The organism is Rhodococcus (subgen. Prescottella) equi (genome assembly GCF_003013675.1).
GTDB classification, from domain to species: Bacteria; Actinomycetota; Actinomycetes; order Mycobacteriales; family Mycobacteriaceae; genus Prescottella; species Prescottella equi.
In genome coordinates this window covers 1553615-1577366 of the sequence record NZ_CP027793.1, presented here as the reverse complement: position 1 = coordinate 1577366, position 23752 = coordinate 1553615, and the positions used below count along the sequence as shown (strand labels likewise).

19 protein-coding genes and 1 pseudogene are annotated in these 23752 nt (G+C 67.9%); 8 read left to right on the top strand and 12 right to left on the bottom strand.

The annotated features are described in order from the left end of the window. Positions 1–14: 14 nt before the first annotated feature. Both C7H75_RS07555 and C7H75_RS07550 read right to left on the bottom strand, forming a co-directional pair. The gene (locus C7H75_RS07555; protein WP_106851175.1) at positions 15–2408 is read right to left on the bottom strand and encodes a bifunctional DNA primase/polymerase; all 2394 of its coding nucleotides are present in this window, start codon (positions 2406–2408) and stop codon (positions 15–17) included. A 680-nt stretch (positions 2409–3088) separates the two neighbouring features. Beyond that, complete coding sequence (locus tag C7H75_RS07550) at positions 3089–4252, bottom strand: hypothetical protein (protein ID WP_233281872.1); 1164 nt, start codon at positions 4250–4252, stop codon at positions 3089–3091. 565 nt (positions 4253–4817) lie between these two features. On the opposite strand from C7H75_RS07550, the gene C7H75_RS07545 reads away from it, so the two are divergent. After that, complete coding sequence (locus tag C7H75_RS07545) at positions 4818–5303, top strand: hypothetical protein (protein WP_139812788.1); 486 nt, start codon at positions 4818–4820, stop codon at positions 5301–5303. After that, positions 5300–6310, top strand: coding sequence for a hypothetical protein (locus C7H75_RS25700; RefSeq protein ID WP_139812787.1), 1011 nt, complete (start codon positions 5300–5302; stop codon positions 6308–6310). The genes C7H75_RS07545 and C7H75_RS25700 overlap by 4 nt, the downstream gene beginning before the upstream one ends. A gap of 415 nt (positions 6311–6725) precedes the next feature. Here the strand turns inward: C7H75_RS25700 and ychF are convergent, their stop codons facing one another. The 6 genes from ychF to C7H75_RS07515 all read right to left on the bottom strand — a co-directional run bounded on the left by ychF (position 6726) and on the right by C7H75_RS07515 (position 11730). Continuing rightward, entirely contained in the window at positions 6726–7805 is a 1080-nt protein-coding gene (ychF, locus tag C7H75_RS07540; protein WP_005514607.1) for a redox-regulated ATPase YchF, read from the bottom strand. A 71-nt stretch (positions 7806–7876) separates the two neighbouring features. Beyond that, positions 7877–8281, bottom strand: a complete 405-nt coding sequence (locus C7H75_RS07535; protein WP_013415312.1) for a CD225/dispanin family protein — start codon at positions 8279–8281, stop codon at positions 7877–7879. Between the two features lie 66 nt (positions 8282–8347). Next, positions 8348–8935, bottom strand: a complete 588-nt coding sequence (locus C7H75_RS07530; protein ID WP_084968338.1) for a class I SAM-dependent methyltransferase — start codon at positions 8933–8935, stop codon at positions 8348–8350. A gap of 83 nt (positions 8936–9018) precedes the next feature. Continuing rightward, on the bottom strand, positions 9019–10638 hold the full coding sequence (locus C7H75_RS07525) for an MDR family MFS transporter (protein ID WP_461786827.1): 1620 nt from the start codon (positions 10636–10638) through the stop codon (positions 9019–9021). Positions 10639–10765: 127 nt separating this feature from the next. Then, positions 10766–11221, bottom strand: coding sequence for a MarR family winged helix-turn-helix transcriptional regulator (locus C7H75_RS07520; RefSeq protein ID WP_005514612.1), 456 nt, complete (start codon positions 11219–11221; stop codon positions 10766–10768). Between the two features lie 77 nt (positions 11222–11298). Beyond that, on the bottom strand, positions 11299–11730 hold the full coding sequence (locus C7H75_RS07515; RefSeq protein WP_106851173.1) for a MarR family winged helix-turn-helix transcriptional regulator: 432 nt from the start codon (positions 11728–11730) through the stop codon (positions 11299–11301). Positions 11731–11828: 98 nt separating this feature from the next. On the opposite strand from C7H75_RS07515, the pseudogene C7H75_RS07510 reads away from it, so the two are divergent. Then, positions 11829–13404: pseudogene (locus C7H75_RS07510) on the top strand (FMN-binding glutamate synthase family protein). 27 nt (positions 13405–13431) lie between these two features. Here the strand turns inward: C7H75_RS07510 and C7H75_RS07505 are convergent. Further along, positions 13432–13929, bottom strand: coding sequence for a hypothetical protein (locus C7H75_RS07505; RefSeq protein ID WP_013415307.1), 498 nt, complete (start codon positions 13927–13929; stop codon positions 13432–13434). 142 nt (positions 13930–14071) lie between these two features. Here C7H75_RS07505 and C7H75_RS07500 point away from each other — a divergent pair, with 142 nt between their 5' ends. Further along, entirely contained in the window at positions 14072–15313 is a 1242-nt protein-coding gene (locus C7H75_RS07500) for an AI-2E family transporter (RefSeq protein WP_013415306.1), read from the top strand. Here C7H75_RS07500 and C7H75_RS07495 read toward each other — a convergent pair. Together C7H75_RS07495 and C7H75_RS07490 are read right to left on the bottom strand one after the other, a co-directional pair. Then, positions 15310–18291, bottom strand: coding sequence for an AAA family ATPase (locus tag C7H75_RS07495; RefSeq protein ID WP_106851172.1), 2982 nt, complete (start codon positions 18289–18291; stop codon positions 15310–15312). The two genes, C7H75_RS07500 and C7H75_RS07495, sit on opposite strands and share 4 nt — an antisense overlap. Continuing rightward, positions 18288–19481 carry a metallophosphoesterase family protein gene (locus tag C7H75_RS07490; RefSeq protein WP_084845557.1) on the bottom strand — a complete coding sequence of 398 codons (1194 nt, stop codon included), beginning with the start codon at positions 19479–19481 and terminating at the stop codon, positions 18288–18290. The genes C7H75_RS07495 and C7H75_RS07490 overlap by 4 nt, the downstream gene beginning before the upstream one ends. A gap of 116 nt (positions 19482–19597) precedes the next feature. On the opposite strand from C7H75_RS07490, the gene C7H75_RS07485 reads away from it, so the two are divergent. Beyond that, positions 19598–20521: a DUF6542 domain-containing protein gene (locus C7H75_RS07485; RefSeq protein ID WP_175274723.1), complete on the top strand. Its 924-nt coding sequence runs from the start codon at positions 19598–19600 to the stop codon at positions 20519–20521. Between the two features lie 12 nt (positions 20522–20533). Here the strand turns inward: C7H75_RS07485 and C7H75_RS07480 are convergent, their stop codons facing one another. Further along, positions 20534–21538, bottom strand: a complete 1005-nt coding sequence (locus C7H75_RS07480; RefSeq protein WP_005514623.1) for a 4-hydroxy-3-methylbut-2-enyl diphosphate reductase — start codon at positions 21536–21538, stop codon at positions 20534–20536. 119 nt (positions 21539–21657) lie between these two features. Here C7H75_RS07480 and C7H75_RS07475 point away from each other — a divergent pair, with 119 nt between their 5' ends. The 3 genes from C7H75_RS07475 to C7H75_RS07465 are packed head-to-tail and all read left to right on the top strand — an operon-like array spanning position 21658 to position 23740. Beyond that, positions 21658–22260 carry a lipid droplet-associated protein gene (locus C7H75_RS07475; protein WP_081183563.1) on the top strand — a complete coding sequence of 201 codons (603 nt, stop codon included), beginning with the start codon at positions 21658–21660 and terminating at the stop codon, positions 22258–22260. After that, a complete protein-coding gene (gene xseA, locus C7H75_RS07470; protein WP_084870489.1) occupies positions 22257–23513 on the top strand; it encodes an exodeoxyribonuclease VII large subunit in 1257 nt (418 codons plus the stop codon). Before C7H75_RS07475 ends, xseA begins: the two co-directional genes overlap by 4 nt. Then, positions 23510–23740: an exodeoxyribonuclease VII small subunit gene (locus C7H75_RS07465; RefSeq protein WP_005514626.1), complete on the top strand. Its 231-nt coding sequence runs from the start codon at positions 23510–23512 to the stop codon at positions 23738–23740. The genes xseA and C7H75_RS07465 overlap by 4 nt, the downstream gene beginning before the upstream one ends. The last annotated feature ends 12 nt before the right edge of the window (positions 23741–23752 follow it).

The window sequence follows — 23752 nt, the reverse complement described above, 5'->3', positions numbered from 1 at the left end:
ACACTCGGTCACGGCTACGCCTTCGCCGTGATTCGCCATGTGGCAGAGCCGTTCTTGGCCGCGTACCGATCCAGCTCAACCTCACCGCGAGCGGCGAGAAGCTCCACGGCCTCGTCCATCAGGTTCTTGTCTCGATCCAAGAAGGAGCGAACTGCGGACCGCTCCATAGCGCCAATCTCGTTCAGGCGCTTCACGATGCGCTTGCAGACTCGCGCCAGCCCGTCCTTTTGAAGAACCTCCGCCTTGGCGATCTCTCGCTGCGCTTCGGCCTTGCCGCGCCCCTGGTTGACCGTGCGAGCCTCAGCTGCAATCGCCTTCTCGACCTCTCGCCGGGTGCGGTTGCTGACCTCCATCACCACCCCGGCCAGGTTCCAGTCTTCGTCGATCACGGTGTCGTAGCGGCCGTTCAGCACCATCAGCGCAACCGCGACTTTGAGCCGAGCCATCAGGGCGTGCCCGTCCAGGGGATTCACATCGGCGTCACCACGCAACACCCGGCGTCGCTGCGAACGAACCTCAGCCCTAACGTAGTCCGGGATTGCCAGCTCGATGAACTCCCGCCCCGTCGCTGGGACGGTTACCAGCGCGACCTCGGACGTGTCGGGTCGGTTTACCTTGAAACCGTTCTGTGGCTGAGGTTGCGGCCAGGGGCCAACAGTGATCGGATCCGGTTCGGCCGGCTCAACCTCCGGAGCGTCGGGGTCTGCGGTCGGCATCCACAAGAAGCGTTGTGGGGTGCCGCCGTCAGCATCGTCCAGGAGCGGCTGGGCCTTGGTTGGCTGCACGCCGACGACCATCGTCAAGCGGTATCGGTGCGCTTCAACCGGGATCGCCTTCGTCTTGTCTCGATTGGCGAAGCCCAACGAATCCCCCGTCCAGGCCGTCCGTAGCGTGGGCATCAGTGTGGACCCACTACGCGACCCCTGAGCGGTGAGCGTCTCGACCTCGTCCACGGTGAACATCACCCGCGTCCGCAGCCCCACGTACGCCTTGGCCTTGGCGTCGTAGGTGGCGAACTGATCTACCAGACCTTCACCGCTGCCCACATTGCGGACGTGCAACTGGGTATCGCCGTCGAACTTCAGAGTGAGTACGTCGCGGGCAGCGCCCCTCGTCACGCTCTTACCTGCGCCAGACGGACCCACCAAAGCAACGAACGAGTTGACGCTGCCATGACTACCCACCAGAGCCGGAAGCACCACACGCGGCGGAACGATCATGAGCGCTCGAGCAAGCACCGAACCGAACAACGCCCACGGAGCAACCATCCGCGCCTGCGCGAACAGGCGAACAGTAGACAGTTCTGGACGCGCCGCCCAGAACGCGGCCTCACGCTCGCTGAGGCCAACTTCGTCACGGTTGAGGCGGGCCAGCGTCTCGCCCGGGTCGGCGAGAAGCGCCTGAGCTGCCGCCCACCGCGCCGTCCGAGCGAACTCGTCAGGAGCCGGCCGACTACGACCACCACCCGTGATCGACAGATGGAACGACGTGTTGAACGCCTCCTGAATCTCGGCGGTGGCGGTCTCAGCTGGGTAGCATCCGGCAACCGCTTCTCGGTAAGCCATCGGCAGCGCGAGGACCAGCGCCTCGTGCCGGGACATTCCGCCGTTCACGTTCTGCTCGAACACCTTCAGCACACCAGAGAGAGCGCAAGGGCGGTCGTTCTCGGTGTACTTGGCGAAGAAGTCTCCCAGGTCTGCTTCGGTCATGGGTTCGGCTTCGCGTTCGGGCGCAGACCGCAGACACGCCCGCAGTGCGTCCGGCAGGTCCGGAACCACGCCGCTGTCACCCCAGAGGTATCCGCCACCGTGAGTCTCGGCGTCGACGTGTGGGGTCGGCGCTGTGACGATGACGCCGTTCTTGCCGCGCACGTCGTCGAACGCTGCGAAGGCCCCCGCGCTATTCCCGTACGACTCACCAGGCGGGACCGCGAAAGCGTAGTGCTCGCGATCGCCGGTTCCGCATCGGGTGCTCTGGAACTTGCCGTGTTGCAATGCTTCCCGCAGATTACGGGGAAGAGCGGCGAGCTCATCGGTGTCCAGGTCGAACACCACCGCACCGCTACGACCCGAGTGCAGCGCGATCCCGTAGTCGGGGTTCTCGCTCCACCACTCGCGGATCTGATTGGGGTCGTGGGTGGACTGAGACGGCCAGCCATTGCCGACTACACTCCCAGGGTTCTTCGTTCCAGGCATCACTGGCAGTACGAACCACCCAGCCTCAGCGTAGGCCAGGGCCGCGTCCATCGGCAGCATGTTGTTGACGCCCTCAGGGACACGCAGTCCCAGCTTGAACCGGATCCTTGCCGTTCCGTCTGGGGCCGGAACGATTGAGCGCCGGAATGCATTGCCTTGCTGATGCTTACGTGATTGCCGCGCCGCTTGTGCAGTGGTACTGTTTGGCTGCATTGATGGTTCCTTCGCGTGGGATTATCTACTTAGAATCGCCCGGCTCGACTGCCCAACACTCGAGCCGGGCGATTCGCATTTCTGCTGTGCTGCAATGCTTCTAGCATTGCTACGGTCGTTGCAGCTGACCTCCGGCCAGCTGAAGAAGGCTCCGCTCTCCGTGTGATGAGAAGTCCGTCCCGACCTAGTTTCGGGACGGACTTCTCTCGCTAAAGCGGCTGATCTACCGGCTGCCCTGCAGGTACACCGCCCGGACGCACAAGGCACCCCACGGGACGCTCAGACACCGGCGATAGGCCACCCAACAGCGGCGCCAGGCGCACCATCATCGGTCCACCCAGTCCAGGCCGGGTCCGACTAGTTCACGCCTGCACTGGCGACACGCCGACAGCACGTGAACGAAGGCCCCGCAGCTGACCATGAGGAACGACTCGCAGTTGTAACTCTGTCCTCGCTCGCAGAGCCAGCACGCCCATGTGCTGTGCGCGACTTCGCGAGCGACCTTCTCGCGACTCCATCCGACTGGCACCACATAGGCGATGGACGCAGGTATCGCGCGGTCGGTGTCGTGGGTCCATTCGCGACAATGCAACACAACGAGTCCCACCGGCTCACCACCTCGACCGAGGACCTCCAGCTGCCGTTCTAGGAACGATCCCCGATCGTGGATCTCTTTCTGCTCACGGGTATCCAGCCCGACCGCATGCACTCGATCCAGCCCGTCGCTGACGGTGGGATATTGCCTCGCAGCTGGAGAGAGAGTGCGTTCCGGCTCGCTGAGAACGAACGGGTTCATCGCCGCCCGAATCCGATCCACGAAGGGGTCGGCTTGCCGTAGTGCTGCTGCTGTTCGGTCCGCCCGTCGCCACCACGGCGAGGTATCCCTGAGGGATGAAGTAGCTGGGCACGATCCACGCCGGACCGTAGCTGCCCGAGACCTCCAGCCCACCGAACTCACCCGGCGCGACTTGACCTACCAAATTCTCCGCGCTCAGGTAAGCCGGGGCGCTGGCCGACGGGATGAAGTCAAACCGCGAAGTGATGCCGCTGGAATCCTGCCCCGCGCGGAATGTGGAAATCGCTTCGGCCTCAGCGGGGTTGCACAGGACGATCAGCTGGGTGCTCGCGCTGGTGCCAAAGCCCTTGACCCGGACCTGATCGACCGCGTCCAACAGGTCACCCGGATCGACGACTGCGTTACCCGATGCCAGGTAGTGACTGTTGGTGGAGGAGAAATTTAGGCCCGCGTGCGGCGGCGGGGTTTGGCCGTCGGTGCCGTTCCACAAGCCGAACACACGGTGCCCGTGCTCGTTTAGACCTTGCGTCGGGTCGAACAGTCGCCGCAACAGTGTCCCTGTAACCAGGCGATTGTCGGCATCGAACGCTCGATTGATCGCATCGCGCACCTGCTCAGCCGTGGCGGAACGAAGGAACTTCCACGTCATCCGGGAGGCCATGTCGTAGTCGTCGAAGTCGTACCCCAGGATCAGCGCGTCGGGACTACTGCGGATACCCTGCGGCTCGCCGAACTCTGACGCCTTCTCAAAGTTCTCGCTCGTCAGCGTCTGGGGGATGGCGTCGCCGACGCGAGTCGTCGGGTACGAGATGAGCGCAGCCAGCGAGGACCGCTCCTTGTTGTAGAGCGCCATCGCAGTGGCGGCGGCGTTCCAGATTTCGTTGAGGTCCACGCCGTCGGCACTCTGATTGACCAGCACGTCGCCTTCGGTCGCATAACCGCCGTCGCCACCCCATGCGAACAACGCAGCAGCGACGTCACGGCCGGGGCGGGAGAAGAACGGGCGGCTGTTCCAGGGGCGATTATCGGCCGGGCGGGTGATCGTCATGGATAGCTCCAATTCGGTGGTGCGCTGAACACTCAAATGAGACGGGATACGGCCCGAGCGCCTGCTCTGGGTTCTCGAAATCCGGTCTCCGACCGAACAGGAAACGCTGCCCGATCACTGATCGGGGAATTTGCTGCGGCGGCTGGGCGCTGCCCAGCGGTGCCGTACTGCGGCCACCATACGGCCCACATCCGATGGTGCGCCAGCCTTGGTGCGTGCAACCCCCGTGGTACCCACCGGCGCTCGTCAGGGGTGCTCTCGGGTTGGCAGCAGGTAGGCAGTAGGTGGCTGTTTATGCGCTCTCAACTGCGGTGATGTGATCAGGGTATGTGAATCGTCGCTGGTGACCACTCTCGGAGAACGGCACACCGTGCTTACTTAAGATCCGCCAAGTGTGGGTTTGTGTCCCACTGGGGCACCACCGCCTTCGCAAGTAGATCCGTTACCGGCCTGCTCCGGGCGGAATGCGGTGGGTGGTGGCGCTACCACTACGCCACCCTCGGCGTGAACAAGTCCCCGGCGCGCCGACTGGGGTTGTCGGTGGAGAGTGACAGAATCTGCTCTCATGACGGCATCCTTTTCCCCGATTCGCCAGACCCCGGTCCGCCACCTCCGTCCGGGCGATCACATCGTCGTTCCTACCGAAGGCCCTGGCGCCGGTATTCGAGGCGTCATTACCGACCTGCAGGAAAATGAAGCGGAACGCTTGATCACGATCAATGGTGAGGTCGACGCAGGTGAGGGATTGTTCTATCACCACGCTGCGCCGCATGAAGTCGTCGACCGTTTGATCCAGCCGGGCGATCCAGTTTCCGGCACCGAGATGATCATGGTGAAGGGGGCGGAGCTCTGGAAATGGATTGGCGAGTCCATGAACGACCCGCATGGAGCTGGCGAAACATACACGATTCGAACATTCGCCCACATTGCGGATCCGGAAAGTGGGGAGCCTGCGATCGAAGTCAAGATGGTTTCACAGGCCAATCCTCGCAAGATCCTGACGGCACATCTGACACCGAACGCGACGATCGGATTTGCGGGCTGCCGGTGACCATTGTGGATCCACGCCTGAATCTTGTCGGCCACTTCGCTTGCGGATTTGGACTGCATGTGTCGGCCAGTTGCTGCGGCAAGTCTTTCGAATCTGCAACTGCGTCCTACGTTATCGAGGTCCATATCCCGCAGTTGCCCATCCTGTCGCAGGACGCGATGCTCGTCACGCCGCAAGAAGTCGCCCCTGTTTCCGACGCCGACGTGGCCGATGAGCGCGAGCGTTCCTTGAAGTGGGGCGTAGTGATCGATTGGGCTGCACATAAAAACGGGCAGCAAATACCCACATCGGTTCGCGTGCTCCGACTCGGATTCAAGGCACTCGAAGCGGTAGCGGATTCCAAAGTACTCAGCGGCGTGCGCGAGTCGGTGGCCGCCGAACTGGACGCTTGGTGGGAGCGGTTTTCTACTTGGGTAGCGGTGCTCACGGGCCAAGACCCACGGGACTACTTGCGGGCAGTGGCCGCAACGCGTCATGAACCGGTGTGGACCTGGGTGGACGGCGAACCATATCGCCGCGGGCAGGGCATCAGTGAGGACGCGGCCAGGCGAAGGCGCCAGTTCGATCCGCTCGATGAGGCGACATTGACCGCATGCATGAAGCTAGCGGCTAGGGGCGACGAACCACCTGCCGAATGGACGTTCATACGGGACGCCCGCTCCGCGGTGATTGCTGGAGACTACCGTCGAGCAGTTATTGACGCTGGCACTGCTGCAGAGCTTGCGATCACCGAGCTACTCGATCAGCATCTGTCTGTCGTTGAACCCACAGTCGCCGAAGCATTACTCGCGCGGGCTCGCGCCTTGGAGCAGCGGTCGTCCTTGATGAAGGATCTCGGAGCGGGTACCGAGCCCAAGGGCTTTACGAACGACCTCAAGAAACCTCGAAACATCGCAGCGCATAAAGGTCATGCACCATCAAAAGATGTGGCCGAGAAGGCCATCGCGGTTGCCCTCGACCTCGTCGAGCAATCCACACCGCGCTTGAGTCTGGTTCCCTCGGTTTAGCGTCCGAATAGCTGGATAACGTTCGACTGCTCGGGCGCTGGGGCGGGCGTCTGCGTTGCGACGGCCTCTGGTTCGGGGGGTTGTCGCCAGCGCCGCCTTCTTCCTCGGGATCCAATCGCCGTAGGTGTCCAGGGCCAGGGTGTACGTGCTGTGACCGAGCCGCCGGGACACCTGTATGCAGTCGACGCCCGCCACTAGCTGCATCACTGCGGTGTACCGCAGGTTGTGGAAGCGGACGCCCTACTGCGCCAGGGCGGCGTTGGTCACGCGGCGACTGGTCCTTGCAGCCCCATTCCAGCCCCATCGACTACTGATCAAGCGGTGATCACCGGTACGCAGCAGGTACGCAAAAACAAGCGCTCACCAGCACATACTTCGCACCGGTGAGCGCCTGAGCTAGGGGAACTTAGCCCCACTAGACGTTGAAGCGGAATTCCACGACGTCGCCGTCCTGCATGATGTAGTCCTTGCCCTCCATGCGCACCTTGCCGGCAGACTTGGCGGCATTCATGGAGCCGGCCTCGACGAGGTCGTCGAAGGAGACGATCTCGGCCTTGATGAAGCCGCGCTCGAAGTCGGTGTGGATGACGCCGGCTGCCTGCGGGGCGGTGTCGCCCTTGTGGATCGTCCAGGCGCGCGCTTCCTTCGGACCGGCCGTGAGGTAGGTCTGCAGGCCGAGAGTGTGGAAGCCGGTGCGGGCGAGGGCGTGCAGGCCGGGCTCGGACTGGCCGATGGAATCGAGCATCTCCTGGCGGTCGTCCTCGTCGAGCTCGAGCAGCTCGTGCTCCACCTTGGCGTCGAGGAAGACGGCGTCCGCCGGGGCCACGGAGTCACGCAGCTCGGCGACCTTGGCCTCGTCGGTGAGCACCGACTCGTCCGCGTTGAAGACGTACAGGAACGGCTTGGTGGTGAGCAGGTGCAGCTCGCGCAGCAGCGAGAAGTCCAGCTTGTCCTTGGCGGAGAACAGGGTCTTGCCCTCGTTGAGGATCTCCTGCGCCTTGAGCGCCTCCTCGTGCTGGGGCTTGAGTTCCTTGTTCTTCTTCGCCTCCTTCTCGAGGCGCGGCAGCGCCTTCTCGAGGGACTGCATGTCGGCGATCACGAGCTCGGTCTCGATGACCTCGATGTCCGAAGCCGGGTCGACACGGCCGTCGACGTGCACGACGTCGTCGTCCGCGAACACGCGGACCACCTGGCAGATGGCGTCCGCCTCACGGATGTTGGCGAGGAACTTGTTGCCCAGGCCCGCGCCCTCGGAGGCACCCTTGACGATGCCGGCGATGTCGACGAACGACACGGTCGCCGGGAGGATGCGCTCGGAACCGAAGATCTCCGCGAGCTTGTTCAGCCGCGGATCCGGCAGCTCCACCAGGCCGACGTTGGGCTCGATCGTGGCGAACGGGTAGTTCGCGGCGAGCACGTCGTTCTTGGTCAGCGCGTTGAAAAGGGTCGACTTGCCGACGTTGGGGAGGCCGACGATTCCGAGGGTAAGGCTCACGGTATAGGGATTCTACGGCGTCGCGGCGCCGTGCCGGTGGCCGGCCGCGTCCGAGCCGACCACCGGACGGGTCACCAGTTGTACGACGAGGACGGCGTGGGGTCGCTCGCAGCGGTCGCAAGCACGATGATGATGAAGATCACGTACAGCACCACGAGGCCGACGAAGATGCCCAGCGCGATCTTGCCGAGCGTCTTGACCCGCTCCGATGCGTACTGCGCGCCCTGGTAGTCGCCCATCGACCACTTCGGGAAGATCGAGTGCAGATGGTTGAACGCGGCGAAGGCGAGCGGCCAGAAGAAGATGATCGACGCGACGGCCCATCCGGCGTTCGACGCGGGCGGCTGCGGCTGTCCCCCGTACTGTCCGGGCACCGGACCGCCCGGGTACTGCGGCGCCGCCGGATACGGCTGCTGCGGGTAGGCCGGTGCGCCGTACTGCTCGGACGGCCCGGTGTTGTAGGTCGGCTCGGACATGGGATCCCCCCTGGGTCTGACGAACGTTTCTGTCGGCAGAGACCGTAGCCCAAACCGACATGTCGGTTACAGGTCAGGTTTGCGGGCCACCGTGACGGCCCACCCGGCGCGGTCGTGCCACGGCCGCAGGTCCCACGTCGAGAAGCGGTGCTCGCGCACCAGGCCGACGGCGGTGAGATCGGCGTCGAACTCGTCGACCGTGTACTCGTAGTCGGTCGCGAACCCGGTCACGAAGATCCCGCCCGGCACGAGGTGGTGGGCGATGCGCCCCAGCACCTGCCGTTCGGTGCCGCGGGCGACGAAGATCAGCACGTTTCCGGCCGCGACGACCGCATCGAACCGCTCCCCCGGCAGATCCAGCGTTGCGAGGTCGGCCTCGTACACGGTGAGGGCGGGCTTCTTGCGCGCCTCCGCGACCAGCACCGGGTCCAGGTCGACGGCGGTCACGTGGTGTCCCCGGCGGGCGAGTTCGGCGCCGAGTCGTCCTGTGCCGCAACCGGCGTCGAGCACCCGGGCGCCGCGCGGCAGCATCGCGTCGACCGCGCGCGCTTCGCCGTGCAGGTCGGTCCCGTCGGCTTCGAGGCGATCGAAGCGCGCGATGTACTCGCGGGAGTCGGATGCGGATCGTTCACGCTGCCATCGGGTGTCGGCCATGCCGTCCACGATAGGTGCCACACGAAAGCGGGCCGGGTGCGCGTCGTCGACGCCCACCCGGCCCGTTGTCCTGTTGCGGTGCGCTACCTGCGGCTCTTCTCGGCCGGCTCCGCCGGAACCGGGTCGACCAGCACCGGGTCGCCCTGGACGATCTCGGCCAGTTCGGCGTCGATGTCCTCGCCGGACGCTTCGGCCCGACGCTGCTCGTCGGCGCTGAAGGTGCGGAGCGCAACCTCCTTGATGAAGAAGATCGCGGCCAGGCTGAGCAGCGAGACGATGCCCGAGATCAGGAAGATCCGTGCGGTCGCGTCGCCGTAGGCGCCGCGGACGATGTCCGCGATCGGGCCCGGCAGTTCCTTGAGGTTGGACAGACCGGCCCCCGATCCGCCCGCCTGGGTCAGGTCCACCCCTGCGGCCGTCAGACCCTTGATCGTCAGGTCGGAGACGTGGCTGGAGAGGACCGCGCCGAGGACGGAGACGCCGGCCGCGCCGCCGAGCGAGCGGAAGAACGAGACCACCGAACTGGCCGACCCCAGATCGGACGGGCTCACGGTGTTCTGCACCGCCAACACCAGGTTCTGCATGGTCAGACCCATGCCGACGCCGAGGACGAACAGGAACACCCCGAGCACACCCATGTTGGTGGCGTGGTCGATCGTCGAGAGCAGGAAGAACCCGACCGTCATCATGATCGCGCCGCCGAGGATGAAGCCCTTCCAGCGGCCGAACTTGGTGATCAGCGCACCGGAGACCGCCGAGGACACCATCGATCCGATGACCATGGGCAGCGTCAGCAGTCCGGCCGCCGTCGGCGAGTAGCCGCGGGCGATCTGGAAGTACTGGCCCAGGAACACCGCGCCGCCGAAGAGGGCGATGCCGACCGCGACGCTCGCGAGGGTCGCCAGCGCGGTGGTGCGGTCCTTGAACAGGCGCAGCGGGATGATCGGATCCTTGGCCTTGGTCTCGGTGAAGATCGCGAGCGCCAGCAGCGCCACGCCGAGCGCGACGAGACCGAAGGAGACGCCCGACGCCCAGTCGAAGTTCTTGCCCGCCAGCGTCACCCAGATCAGCAGCGTGCTGACACCGGATGCGATGAACAGGGCACCCATGTAGTCGATGCTGACGTTCTTGCGCACGACCGGAAGGTTGAGGGTGCGCTGGATGACGAACAGCGCGATCACCGCGAGCGGGACGCCGACGAAGAACGTCCAGCGCCAGCCCAGCCAGCTGGTGTCGACGATGAGGCCACCGATCAGCGGGCCGGCCACGGTCGCGATCGACATGACGCCGGCCATCGGGCCCTGGTAGCGGCCGCGCTCACGCGGACTGAACATCGTTGCGATGACGATGACGACCAGCGCTTGCAGACCGCCGAGACCCAAGCCCTGGACGGCGCGAGCGCCGATGAGCATGGCCACCGACTGCGACAGGCCGGCGAGCACGGAGCCGACCGTGAAGATCACCAGCGCCAACTGGACCAGCATCTTCTTGCTGACCATGTCCGAGAACTTGCCCCAGATCGGCGTGGTCGCGGTGGAGGCCAGCAGGGTCGCGGTGACGACCCAGGTGTACTGGTCCTGCGTGCCGTGCAGATCGGTGATGATCGTCGGCAACGCGTTGGAGACGATCGTCGACGACAGGAACGCGACGAACATGCCGAGGAGCAGACCCACCAGTGCCTGGATGCGCTGCGGATGGGTCATCGGCGCGTCCGCCGCCAGATCAGGCTTCCCGGTGTCCCGGGTCACGGATGTACTCATGCAGAAACCTCACGAATTCTTCGAGTGAGCTCGAAAACGATTACTTGGTAAAGGAATTGACGATGCGGCGTCAGAGCGCCGAAACCCGGTCCCGAAACGACGCCTTCAGGTGCGTCAGCCCGTCCACGAGCTGCTGCACCTCGTCGTCCGTCCAATCGGAGATCGAGTGGAGCAACCATTCACGCTGACGCGACCGGTACCGCTCGAGGATCGCTTCGCCCGCGGCGGTGAGCGCCGGCAGCGTGGCTCGCCTATCGGCCGGATCGGGAATCCGCGTCAGATACCCGAGTTCCTCCGCATGGGCGATGTGCCGACTCAACGTCGACGGGGTGATCCGCATCCGGTCGGCCAGCGCATTGCACCGGCTCCCCTCGGCCGCCCCGACGAGCGACAACAGTGCACCCAGAGGTTCGGTGAGGAGATCGCCGTCGGATTCGCGCGCGAGGTGCGCGTTGAGTTCACGCCCCCGACGGATGACGTCCCGCAGGAGCCCGATCAGGGTCTCCGCCGTGGTCGCCTCGGCCATCACACCTCCCCAACTAGTTGCGTCATGCAACCATACGTCAGATGGTTGCATCGCGCAACTAATATTCGGAGGTTGGATCAGGCGGTGCTCTCCCCGAGCCGGTGGAGCAGCATGGTGAGCTGCTTGACGTCGGCGGGATCCCACCGGGACAGCCGCTCGTGCCACTGTGCGATGACGGCCCGACGCTGCGCGGTCAGCCGTTCGCGACCGGAGTCCGTGAGAACCACCAGCCGGGCGCGCGCGTCCTGCGGGTCGGGGCGGCGCTCCACCAGCCCCAGCCGAACCAGCGCATCGATCTGCCGCGTCAACGTCGACTTCTCCAAGCCGAGTTCGCACACCAATGCCGACATGGGCACCGCGTCGGTGCGGGTGAGGATCGCCAGGAGCGGGTAGCAGGCCGGATCGAGCTTGGGGTCGATCTGCCGGGCGCGTTCGCGTGACTGGATCCGGCCACGCCGCCACATGTCGACCAGTTCGGCCTCCAGGTCGGTGATCGGATCCGACTCCATGCGCGCACGCACCCTTCTCTTCGACCGGCGTCGGCGGACACACCGACGCCGCAATGCCCGTCAGGGTACGGCCCGGCGTTTCGGCCTACCATCGCCGCATGGCTCGTTGGTCGATCGTCGTCGGTGTCTGGGCACTCGCGCTGGCCGCCGGTGTCGCTGTCGCGACGGAGTCTCGGTGGTGGCTGATCGTCGCCCTTCCCCTGTTCGCGCTCGCCGTCACGGGGACCTGGGATCTCACGCAGCGACGCCACAATGTGTTGCGCAACTATCCGATCCTCGGCCATGCCCGGTTCCTGCTCGAACGCATCCGCCCCGAGATACAGCAGTACTTCGTCGAATCCCAAACCGACGGAACACCGTTCGATCGGGAGACGCGAGATCTGGTGTACGAGCGCGCGAAAGGAACGCTCGACGAGGAACCGTTCGGCACCGAGCGGGACGTGCACGCGGTCGGCTACGAGTTCATGACGCACGTTGCGCGCCCGCATCGCGCCCGCCGAAACCCCGACCGTCCGGCTCGGTGGCCCCGACTGCACCCGCCCGTACGACATCGCACTGCTCAACGTCTCCGCCATGAGCTTCGGGTCGCTGTCCGCGAACGCGATCGAGGCCCTCAACGCGGGTGCCGCACGCGGCGGCTTCGCGCACGACACCGGTGAGGGCGGCATCAGCCGCTACCACCGCAAGCACGGTGGCGACCTCATCTGGGAGATCGCGTCCGGCTACTTCGGGTGCCGCACCCCCGACGGGAACTTCGACCCCGACCAGTTCGCCGCCAAGGCGTCCGACGACCAGGTGAAGGCGATCTCCGTCAAACTGTCACAGGGCGCCAAGCCCGGCTTCGGCGGAGTCCTGCCCGGCGCCAAGGTCACCGCCGAGATCGCGGAGGCGCGCGGTGTGCCGATCGGCGAGACCGTCACGTCACCACCCGCACACCGGGCGTTCGGCACACCCGTCGAACTGATCGACTTCGTCACCCGGCTCCGGCAGCTGTCGGGCGGCAAACCCGTCGGATTCAAACTGTGCGTCGGCTCGCGCGTCGAGTTCCTCGCGATCTGCAAGGCCATGCTCGAACGGGACGTCACGCCCGACTTCGTCATCGTCGACGGTGCGGAGGGCGGCACCGGGGCCGGGCCGGTCGAGTTCGAGGACCACATGGGCATGCCGCTCACCGAGGGGCTGATCATCGTTCACAACGCGCTCGTCGGCGCGGGGCTGCGCGACCGCGTGAAGATCGGAGCGTCGGGCAAGGTCGCGAGCGGCGCGGACATCGTCAAACGCATCATCCAGGGCGCCGACTTCACCCTCGCCGCCCGCGCGATGATGTTCGCGGTCGGCTGCATCCAGGCGCAGAAGTGCCACACGAACCGGTGCCCCGTGGGCGTCACGACCCAGGATCCGGCCCGCACGCGGGCCCTCGACGTCCCCGACAAGACTGCGCGCGTCGCGCGGTTCCAGCAGGCCACCGTTGCGAGCGCCAAGCAGATGGTCGCCTCGATGGGCCTCGACAGCTTCGCCGAGCTGACGCCGTCGATGCTCAACCGGCGCATCGACGGCGTGACCACCCGCACATACGCCGAGCTCTACGAGTGGCTCGAGCCGGGCGCGCTCCTCGACCACGCGCCGGCCGATTGGCGGCGCGACTGGCAGGCCGCCGACGCCGCGCGGTTCTGACCGGCCACGCGGTTCCGACCGTCGGCGCTACGGGCAGGCCGGACGCACCAGCTGCAGGATCCGGTCCACCTGATCGTCCGTCGGGACCGTCCCGTCGTTCGCGGCGGTCTCCTTGACCTTCGCCGACAACTGCTCGTCGCTCGCACCCGAGTCGATCGCGGTGCACGTCTCCTTGACGATCGACTCGATCGACTCGTCGTCGCGGTCGCTCGACAGATTCGGGTACGCGGTCCGGAACGCGGCCACGAAGGTCGTCAGCTTGGCGTTGTCCCACGCCCCGCCGATCCCCGACACCGCACTCGAGGCCGTTGCCTGGATGCTCGACACCAGGCCCGACGCCGTCGCCTGGATGCTCGACTTGAGGGCCTCCCCAGGGCCGGTCTCGGGTGTGGACGTGACCGCCGAACTGATCCTCTCCTTGGTTTCCTCGGATGTGCCGTTGTCGTTCGAGCACGCTCCGAGCGCGAGCACGACGGCCGTTGCGGTGACGATCGCTGCGGTGAGTCTCCCGTTGATTCTCGTCATGCGCCGGATACTACGGACGCCTCGAACACCGAATGTCGGCTTTTACCGGCCCGTGACCGGATCGATTACTCGCGCCGTTCCGCGGAGAAATGCGTAGATTCGACAGGTCACTGTCACCAGCCTGTGGAAGGACCCTCACCCTGTGAGCCTGAAGAAGACCGCCCTGCCCACCGAGCGACCGCGGCTGCGTGAGCGCGGCGAGGTGATCAGCGCCGGCGGGTTGTGGTTGGCGAAGTGGTCGTTGTGCCTCGCCGCGATCGCGATCGGCGCGTTGGTCGTCGGCTGGATCCTGCAGAAGCTGTGGGTGATCGCGCTCCCGGTGATGCTGGCGATCGTCGTGAGTACCGTGCTGTGGCCGCCCACGCGGGCTCTCACCAAGCGCGGAGTGCCGCCGGCCGGTGCGGCATCCATCACCCTGCTCATCTTCTTCGCCCTCTTCGGCGGCGTCGTGGCTCTCATCGTGCCGTCGGTCGTCGACCAAGCCCCCGAACTGGCGAACAAGGCCACACAGGGCATCCAGCAGGTGCAGGACTGGTTGAAGGGGCCTCCGGTCAACCTGCAGGACGACCAGATCGACACGGCCGTCCACGCCATCACGTCGAAGCTGCAGGAATCCGGCACCGCGATCGCGTCGGGCGTCTTCACCGGCGTCACCACGGCCGGGTCGATGGTCGTCACCCTCTTCCTCGTGCTGATCCTGGCCTTCTTCTTCGTCAAGGACGGCCCGCGCTTCATCCCGTGGCTCCACGGAGTCAGCGGCGGCCGCGCCGGACGGCACCTCGAAGAGGTCCTCGGGCGGATGTGGGACACCCTCGGCGGTTTCATTCGCACGCAGGCCCTCGTCAGCCTCATCGACGCGGTCTTCATCGGCGCGGGGCTGCTGATCCTCGGGGTGCCGCTCGCCCCCGTCCTCGCGATCCTGACGTTCATCGGCGGTTTCGTTCCGATCGTCGGTGCGTTCGTCGCCGGCGCCCTCGCCGTCCTGGTCGCCTTGGTGGCGAACGGCCTCACCACCGCGCTGATCGTGCTCGCCATCATCATCGCGGTCCAGCAGATCGAAGGAAATGTCCTTCAGCCGGTGCTGCAGAGCAAGAGCATGAAGCTGCACGCCGTGGTGGTGCTGCTCGCCGTCACCGCCGGCAGCTCGCTGTTCGGCATCGTCGGCGCGTTCCTCGCCGTCCCGGTCGCAGCGGTGGGCGCGGTGGTGATCCGCTACCTCGGCGAGCAGATCGACGAACGGCTCCAGGAGGACGCCCTGCTGGACGCCGCCGACGCGACGGCCGGCGGCGCCGTCACCCCCCTGATCGGCGAGCCCACCACCGACGAGCCCAGCCCGATCGCCGAACCTGCGCCGAACCCCAACCTGCCGGGGCCGACGATCTAGCCGGCAATCATCTCCAACGTGGACCCGGTCCGGCCGCGCAACACGTGCAGCCGGCTCGGGATCCGCTGGCGCATCTCGTCCACATGGCTGACGATGCCGACCACGCGCCCGCCCGCCCGCAACTCGTCGAGCACGCCCATCACCAGGTCCAGGGTGTCGGCGTCCAGCGTGCCGAACCCCTCGTCGATGAACATCGTGTCGAGCACGACGCCACCCGATTCGGCGGCCACGACGTCCGCGAGCCCGAGCGCGAGCGACAGGGATGCGAGGAACGACTCGCCGCCCGACAGGGTCTTCGCGGAGCGGACCACGCCGGTGTAGTCGTCGCGGATGTCGAGCCCGAGTCCCCCGCGGCGGCCGTGGGAGCCCGCCTCGTCCGAGTGCACGAACTCGTATCGGCCGGCGGACATGCGGCGCAGCCGCACCGACGCCGACAGCGCGACCTCCTCGAGCCGCGAGGCCAACACGTACGAGCGCAGCGACATCTTGCGTGAGTTCTGGCCGCGTCCGGCGACGACGTCGGCCAGCCCGGCCAGTTCCTCGTGTTCGGCGAGGACCGGCCCGAGCGCGGTCAGGGTCGCTTCCAACTGGTCGATGTAGTGCTCGAGGTTACGTCGGCGGTTCTCCGCCTCGTCGGCCGCACTGGCGGCCGCCTCGACGGCCCGCGCCGCCTCCCGCTCGGCTGCCTCCGGGGCGGTCAGGTCGACTGGCTCCAGACCGTCTATCGCGACGACGTCCGGCTCGGCGAGTACCGCGCGAGCGGCCGCGAGCCGGTCCCGCGCCGCAGCCAGGGTGGCCTCGATCTCCGCGATTCGCTGCGTCGGGCGCACCGCTTCCAACGCGTCGGCAATCGAGGCGAACCCTGCATCGGCGGCGGCGGCGAGGGCGCGGCTCCGGGCGTCGTGCGCAGTGGCCTCGAGCGCGGCGGCCCGATCGCGGACGTCGAGCAGTTGTGCTGCACGCGTCGCGAGATCGTCGAACCGATCCCGCCGAGCCGGAACGCTCGCGTCGTTTCCTGCCGCGGCGACGAGCCGGGCACGCAACTCGGCCACCTGGGTCTCGGTGGCCTCGATCCGCACGCGGAGCGCGGCATGATCGGCGTCGAGCGACCGGGCCTGTTCCTCCAATCGGGATCCGCGCGAACGCAAGTCGTTCACCGCGGCGGTCGCCTGCGCGAGTCCGGCGGCCACCGTGCGGGTCTTCTCGACCTCGGCCAGCGCGGCGGCGTGGATCCGGCGCAGCTCGTCTAGGTCGCCCCCCTTCGTGCGCTGGGCCAACCGGTCGACGTGCCGCTCGGTCTCCGCCAGACGTTCCGTCTCGCGTTCGAGCACCGCCGCGGCCCGCTGTTCGGAGTCCCGGGCAGCCTCCTCGTCGTCCTTGGTGACCGTCGCGCCGCTCGGGAGCGCCGGCACGGGGTGCTCCACCGAGCCGCACACCACGCACTGCTCGCCGTCGACGAGCTGCCCCGCCAACTCCGCGGCCATGCCCGCGATGCGCTGCTCACGCAGGTCCAGCAACCGAGCGCGCGCGTCCTGGTGCGCGGTGCGCGCCCGCGCCACCGCGCCGCGTCGGGCGTCCAATGTCTCTGCCGCCGTGACGAGTTCCTCGGCGGCGGAAGCGGCGTCCGCAGCACGTACGGCGGCCTCCTCCGAGCCCGGCAGGAGGCTGTGCGCCTGCTCGGTCCGGCGCAACGTCTCCTCCGCCGCGGCCAGCTCTTGCGGTAGCCGCGTCCGCTGGGAGGCGATCTGCTCGGCCTGTCGATCCAGATCGGCACTGCGGCGGCGCATCTCGTCCAGGTCGCGCTCGCCGCGCGTCATCGTGCGCGCCTCGCCGAGCAGCGCATCCAAGCGGACCACCTCGGCCGCCCAGTCCCGCTCCTGGGCGCGGATCGTCGCGCGATCCGCGTCCGACTGCGGCCACGAGAGCCGCGCCACCAGACCGGCACCGTCCTCGGACGCCGCCAGCTGCTCGGCTGCCGCGCGCGCCTGCCGGCGCGCCGCCTCGGCTGCACTCGTCGCGGAATCGGCTTCCGCCGAGGCGGATGCGACGGCCTCCGCTCGCACCGCGCGAGCCGCCTCGGCCGCCAGTGCCTCACGCTCGTCGGCGCGCTCGTCGAGTTCGACGATCGCCGCGCGCGCGGCGTCCCGGCGACGTTGCAGTTCGAGCCTCTGCCGAGCTCTCGTCGCCGCCGCGCGAGCCTTCTCGCCCACGGCCCGCGCGCGAACCAGGTCGGTCGCGGTCAGCTCCGCGGTCTCGATCGCCTGGTCGAGCAGGCGCCGCGCCCAGACCAGCGGCTCGCCGTCGGATCCTGCCTCGATCCCCGCTGCCGCCGACACCTTCGCCAGCGCCAGCTCGACCTGCTTGCGCTGCTCCACGACGCGCGCGTCACTCGCCCGCTTGCGGTCGACGAACCACTCCTCGACCGCCTTGAAACGCGTGGTGTCGAAAAGCTTCTCGAGCAGCTTGCCGCGTTCCTCGTTGTCGGCGCGCAGGAACTTCGCGAACTCGCCCTGCGGCAGCAGCACGACCTGGAAGAACTGGTCGGCGGTCATCCCCAGCAGACGCTCGACCTCGCGGGCGATGTCCGGGATCCGGGACAGGTTCTCGCCGTCGCCGTCGAGCCACGCCAGAGTCGCCTTGGCGTTCTCGGTGATCGTGCCGGTGCCGCGCTTCTTGGCACGTTGGTATTCGGGGCTGCGCGTGATCCGGATCCGACGGCCGCCGATCGTCGCCTCCAGCGTCACCGCCGGCACCGATCCCGCCGGTGCGTGGTCCGACAGCAGACGCTTGCCCTCCTTGCGGGCACCGGGGACCGTTCCGTAGAGCGCGAAGGCAACCGCGTCCAGGATCGTCGTCTTGCCCGCGCCGGTCTGCCCGTGCAACAGGAACAGTCCGTCCGCGCCGAGCTCGTCGAAGTCGACGGTGACGGTCTCGGCGAACGGACCGAACGCCGTCACCTGGAGATCGTGGAGTCTCACGCGGACGCCTCGGCAAGGTCGGCCGGGCCGCCTGTGCGCGTGGGCACCTCGGCCGCGGTGGCGCTCCGGAGCGCCTGCTCGAACAGCTGCACCTCGCCGGGCGTCGCGTCGCTGCGCACGTCGGTCAGGAAACCCTCCGCGATCTCGAGATCGGAACGCCCACGCACCCGGTCGCGATACCTCAGCTCCGGATTGCCTTCGGGGCGCTGCCATTCCATGTGCACCGCGTACGGGAATCGGGTTTGCAGGGCGCGCATGGCGTCCACCGGGCGCAGCGCGTCGGTGAGTACCGCCGACACGTAGTGGTCCTCGGCGGAATCGAACGCGGCGTCGCTCAGCAACTCGTCGAGGGTCCCGGTGAGCTGGCTGAGGCCGCGCACCACCGGCAGATCGAGCCGCTCGACCGTCGCGAGACCGGCCGCGTCGACGTCCACCAGCCACACCGCCTTGCGATGGGAACGCTCCCCGAACGAATACGGTAGGGGCGATCCGCTGTAGCGGACGTTCTCCGCGAGTGTCTGCGGCGAGTGCAGGTGCCCGAGCGCGACGTAGTCGACCCCGTCGAACGCCGACGCCGACACCGTCTCCACACCGCCGACCGAGATCGAGCGCTCCGAACCGGTGGCCTCGCCACCCACCACGAAGGCGTGCGCCAGCAGCACCGAGCGCAACCCGGGCGCACCCGCGCGACGCTCGTCGAGATCGGCTCGGATCCTCGCCATCGCGACGTCGAGGATCTCCGCGTGCGACCGTGCCTGCGGCACACCCAACTCGGTCCGCGTGATCTCGGGCTCGAGGTACGGGATGCCGTAGAACGCGACCGGACCGTGGTCGTCGTCGAGCACGACCGGGACGTCGAGCGCCGACACACGGGTCATCAGATGCAGTCCGCCGGCTGCGGCGAAGGCCGCGCCGGCGCCCAGCCGCACCGGCGAATCGTGGTTGCCCGACGTCGCGACGATCACCGCACCGGCCGACCGGATGGCCTCGAACCCGCGGTTGCAGACCGCGACCGCGTCGGCACTGGGGATCGACCGGTCGTACACGTCCCCCGGTACCACCACCACGTCGACGCCGCGCTGCGCGACGACGGCCGCGATCGCATCGAGTACCCGCGTCTGGTCGGCCAACAGGTCGACACCGTGGAAGGTGCGCCCGATGTGCCAGTCGGACGTGTGGAGGATCCTCATGCGCAAGCACGCTAGAGCACCCGTCCGACAGCGCGGGGCCCGACCGTGGGCGATTTCCCGGCCTCCGACGGCGGCGCCATCGAGGCAGCCGGGCGATAACCGACTACTCTCGAGGTGTGTCCGCAACCCAACGCGCTCGATCCGGGGTGCCCCTCGACCAACGTTCCGCACTGCCCACCGTTCCCGGCATACCCGCATGGGGCGCCGTGGCCGTGGCCGCCGGAGCCACCTTCCTCGGGTTCGCCTTCGACGCCGTCTCGGGCAGCGAACTGACGTCGGCCTTCTCCGCCATGTACTTCCTCGGGTGTGTCCTGGCCGTGCTCGCGGTCCGCAAGCGCGGCCTGTTCACCGCTGTCGTGCAGCCGCCGTTGCTGCTGTTCGTCGCCGTCCCGCTGGGTGCGCAGTTCCTCACCGACGGCGCGGGCACGGGCCTCAAGGACATGGCGATCAATGTCGCCTACCCGCTGGTCAACCGGTTTCCGTTGATGCTCGCGGCAACCGTCGTCGTGGGCCTGATCGCGGCCGCGCGGGTCTTCCTCGTCCAGTCTCGTCCGAGCGCGCCGGCCCGCCCGCGGGACCGCCGCGCCGAGGCTCGTCCGGCCCGCGCCCGTCGCGCACGCAACGACCGCACCGCCACCCGCGACGACCGCACCACCGTCTTCGACCCGGTCACCGACGACCGTCGCGCACCCACCCGTGCGGCGCGTCCGTCCCGGCCCGCGGCGGAACCCGCCACCGCACACATTCCGGCCGGCTCGCCCGGCAACCCCTACCCGGGACGGGAGGGTCGCGCCTACGAGGACACGCCCCCTCGCCGCGACTACGGCCGACGCGAACCGCTCCGCAGTGAGAGCGGACCCCGCGAGAGCGCCCGGCGTGAGCCGATTCCTCGCAGTCCGCACCGCGAAGCCGCCTACCGGGACCCCGTCCAGCGCGATCCGGTCGCGGCCCGTCCGCGGCGAACCGCCGAGGTCCCCGCGCATCCGATCCCGGAGGTTCGCTACCGCGACCGCTCGGATCAGCCCCCGTTCGAGGGCTGATCCGGCGGGTTTCTAGCTGCGCGCCGCGCGCAGTTCGCGGGGAAGCGCGAAAACCAGGGTCTCGTTGGCGGTGGTGACCGACTGCACGTCCGCGAAACCATGTTCGGCCAGTAGGTCGATGACCCCGCGGACCAGGATCTCCGGCACCGACGCACCGGAGGTGATGCCCACCGTCCGGACCCCCTCGAGCCACGCGAGGTCCACCTCGCGGGCGAAGTCGACGAGGTGCGCAGCCCGGGCGCCCGCCCCCAACGCGACCTCGACGAGGCGCACCGAGTTCGACGAGTTCCGCGAGCCGACCACGATGACGAGATCACACTCGGGTGCCATCGCCTTCACCGCGACCTGACGGTTCTGGGTGGCGTAGCAGATGTCGTCGCTCGGCGGATCCTGCAGCTTCGGGAACTTCTCTCGCAGGCGCTCCACGGTCTCCATCGTCTCGTCGACCGACAGCGTCGTCTGCGAGAGCCAGATCACCTTGTCCTCGTCGCGGACCGTGATCGCATCCACCGAGTCGGGGCCGTCGACGATCTGCACGTGCTCGGGCGCCTCGCCCGCGGTGCCCTCGACCTCTTCGTGGCCCTCGTGGCCGATGAGCAGGATGTCGTAGTCGTCGCGGGCGAACCGCTTCGCCTCCTGGTGCACCTTCGTCACCAACGGGCACGTCGCGTCGATGGTGTGCAGGCTCCGCTCGGCGGCCGCGGTGTGCACGGCCGGCGACACCCCGTGCGCGGAGAACACGAGGACCGAGTTCTCGGGTACCTCGTCGGTCTCGTCGACGAAGACGACGCCGCGCTCGGCGAGCGTGTCCACGACGTGCCGGTTGTGCACGATCTCCTTGCGGACGTAGATCGGCGCCCCGTGCTTCTCGAGTGCCTTCTCGACGGTCTCGACGGCGCGATCGACGCCCGCGCAGTAGCCGCGCGGCTCCGCGAGGAGGACCCGCTTTCCGCCGCCGGCCGCATCCGCGCCGGCCGATCGTGCGATACCCAGATTGAGAGGAACTGCCGATGACATGCCCCCAGCCTACGGGGCACCCAGCCAACGGACCGCCGAGCACGGACTCGTGCGCCGGACAGCAGGGCGTTCGGCGCCGTCGGCTACCAAATGGCGCGCCCGTGAGGCAGGCTGTGACCATGATTCGTCCCCCGTTCATGGCGCGCGTCGCCGCCGGAGTAGCCATCACGGCGTACGAAGAGGCGCTCAAGCTGCCGTCCACGGCCATGACGCTGCCGATGACCGCGGTCAGTCAGGTGTTGCAGACCACGATGCGGGTACAGCAGTCGATGACCGCGCTCGCCATCAAGGGTGACCGCGCCTTCTGCCTTCTCGACCGCACCGAGGAAGAACCCGAATGGGCCGTCTTCGACGAGGACCGCGCCGACTTCGACACCGACGGTGAAACGGACGTCGACGATTCCGACGGCGCCGAGGACGCCGAGCGCCGCTCGGCTCCCGGCCGGTTCGCCCTCTACTCGATGTCGCCCGGCGAGGACGAGACGCCGGCCACGTCGGCACCGGCGGAGGAGTCGGCACCCGCCACCGGGCACGTGCCGGTTCCGGAGATCGCCGAGGAACTCGACTACGCCGCACTCACGCTGGCTCAGCTGCGCTCGCGCCTGCGGTCGCTGTCGGTCGACGACCTGACGGCACTGCTCGAATACGAGGAGCGGACGGCGGCCCGGGCACCGTTCCAGACGATGCTCGCCAACCGCATCACCTCCGCCCGCGCCAAGTGACCTCCGCGCGCCCCGCATCCGGCGGCCCGTCCCCCAGTTCGCCCGAGCAGCCGTGGCCCGTGCGCACCGTTTCCACCAAGGTCGCACAGTGGATCGACCGGCTCGGCAGCGTCTGGGTGGAGGGTCAGATCACTCAGATCAACGCCCGACCGGGGACCCGGACGGCGTTCCTCGTGCTGCGCGATCCGTCCGTGGACATGTCGCTGTCGGTGACGTGTTCGCCGCAACTGCTGCGCGATGCGCCTGTCCCCCTCACCGAGGGCAGCCGTGTCGTGATGTTCGGCAAGCTGTCGTTCTGGACCGGCCGCGGGTCCGTATCGCTGCGAGTCACCGAGATCCGGGCCGTCGGTATCGGCGAACTGCTCGCCCGGATCGAACGCCTGCGGGCGCTGCTCGCGGCGGAGGGTCTGTTCGATCCACGGCTCAAGCGGCCGCTGCCCTTCCTGCCCGGCACCATCGGGTTGATCACCGGGCGGGCCAGCGCCGCCGAGCACGATGTGCTGAGTGTCGCGCAGCGGAGGTGGCCGGCTGTGCGCTTCGAGGTCCGCAACACCGCGGTGCAGGGCCCGACGGCGGTCCCGCAGATCATCGAGGCGCTCGAGGAGCTCGACCGCGATCCCCGTGTCGACGTCATCATCCTGGCTCGCGGCGGCGGCAGCGTCGAGGACCTGCTGCCGTTCTCCGACGAGACGCTGTGCCGCGCGATCGTCGCGTGCACGACGCCGGTGGTCAGTGCGATCGGTCACGAGCCCGACAGCCCGCTGAGCGATCACGTCGCCGACCTCCGCGCCGCAACCCCGACCGACGCCGCCAAGCGTGTCGTGCCCGACGCGGTGGCCGAGCAGGCCCTGGTCTCCGAACTGCGGGGACGGGCCGGCGCCGCCCTGCGGAACTGGGTGGCCCGGGAGTCGCATCTCGTCGCGCAGTTGCGCAGCCGACCGGTGCTCGCCGATCCACTGTCCGGGATCGACCGTCGGGCCGAGGAGGTGGAACGGCTCCGCGACACCGCGCGCCGGGACGTCACCCGCACGATCGACGCGGAGGCCACCGCCGTCGAGCACCTGCGGGCGCGGCTGGCCACGCTCGGTCCCGCCGCGACCCTCGCCCGCGGTTACGCGGTGGTGCAGCGCGTGTACGGCGACACCGAACCCGAGGTGCTGCGTTCGGTCGACGACGCGCCACCCGGCACGCAGATTCGAGTCAGATTGGCCGACGGCGCCGTGCGCGCCGCCGTGATGGGAAGAGAATCATGAGCAACACCGATGTGGCCGAACTCGGATACGAGGCGGCACGGGACGAGTTGGTCGTCGTCGTGAAGACCCTCGAGCTGGGCGGCCTCGACCTGGACGAGTCGCTCGCGCTGTGGGAACGCGGCGAGGCGCTCGCCAAGCGGTGCGAGGAGCACCTCGCGGGCGCTCGCAAGCGCGTCGAGGATGCCCTCGCGCACGCCGACGACGTAGACGAGGACGACGCCGAGTGACGACTCGGCGCC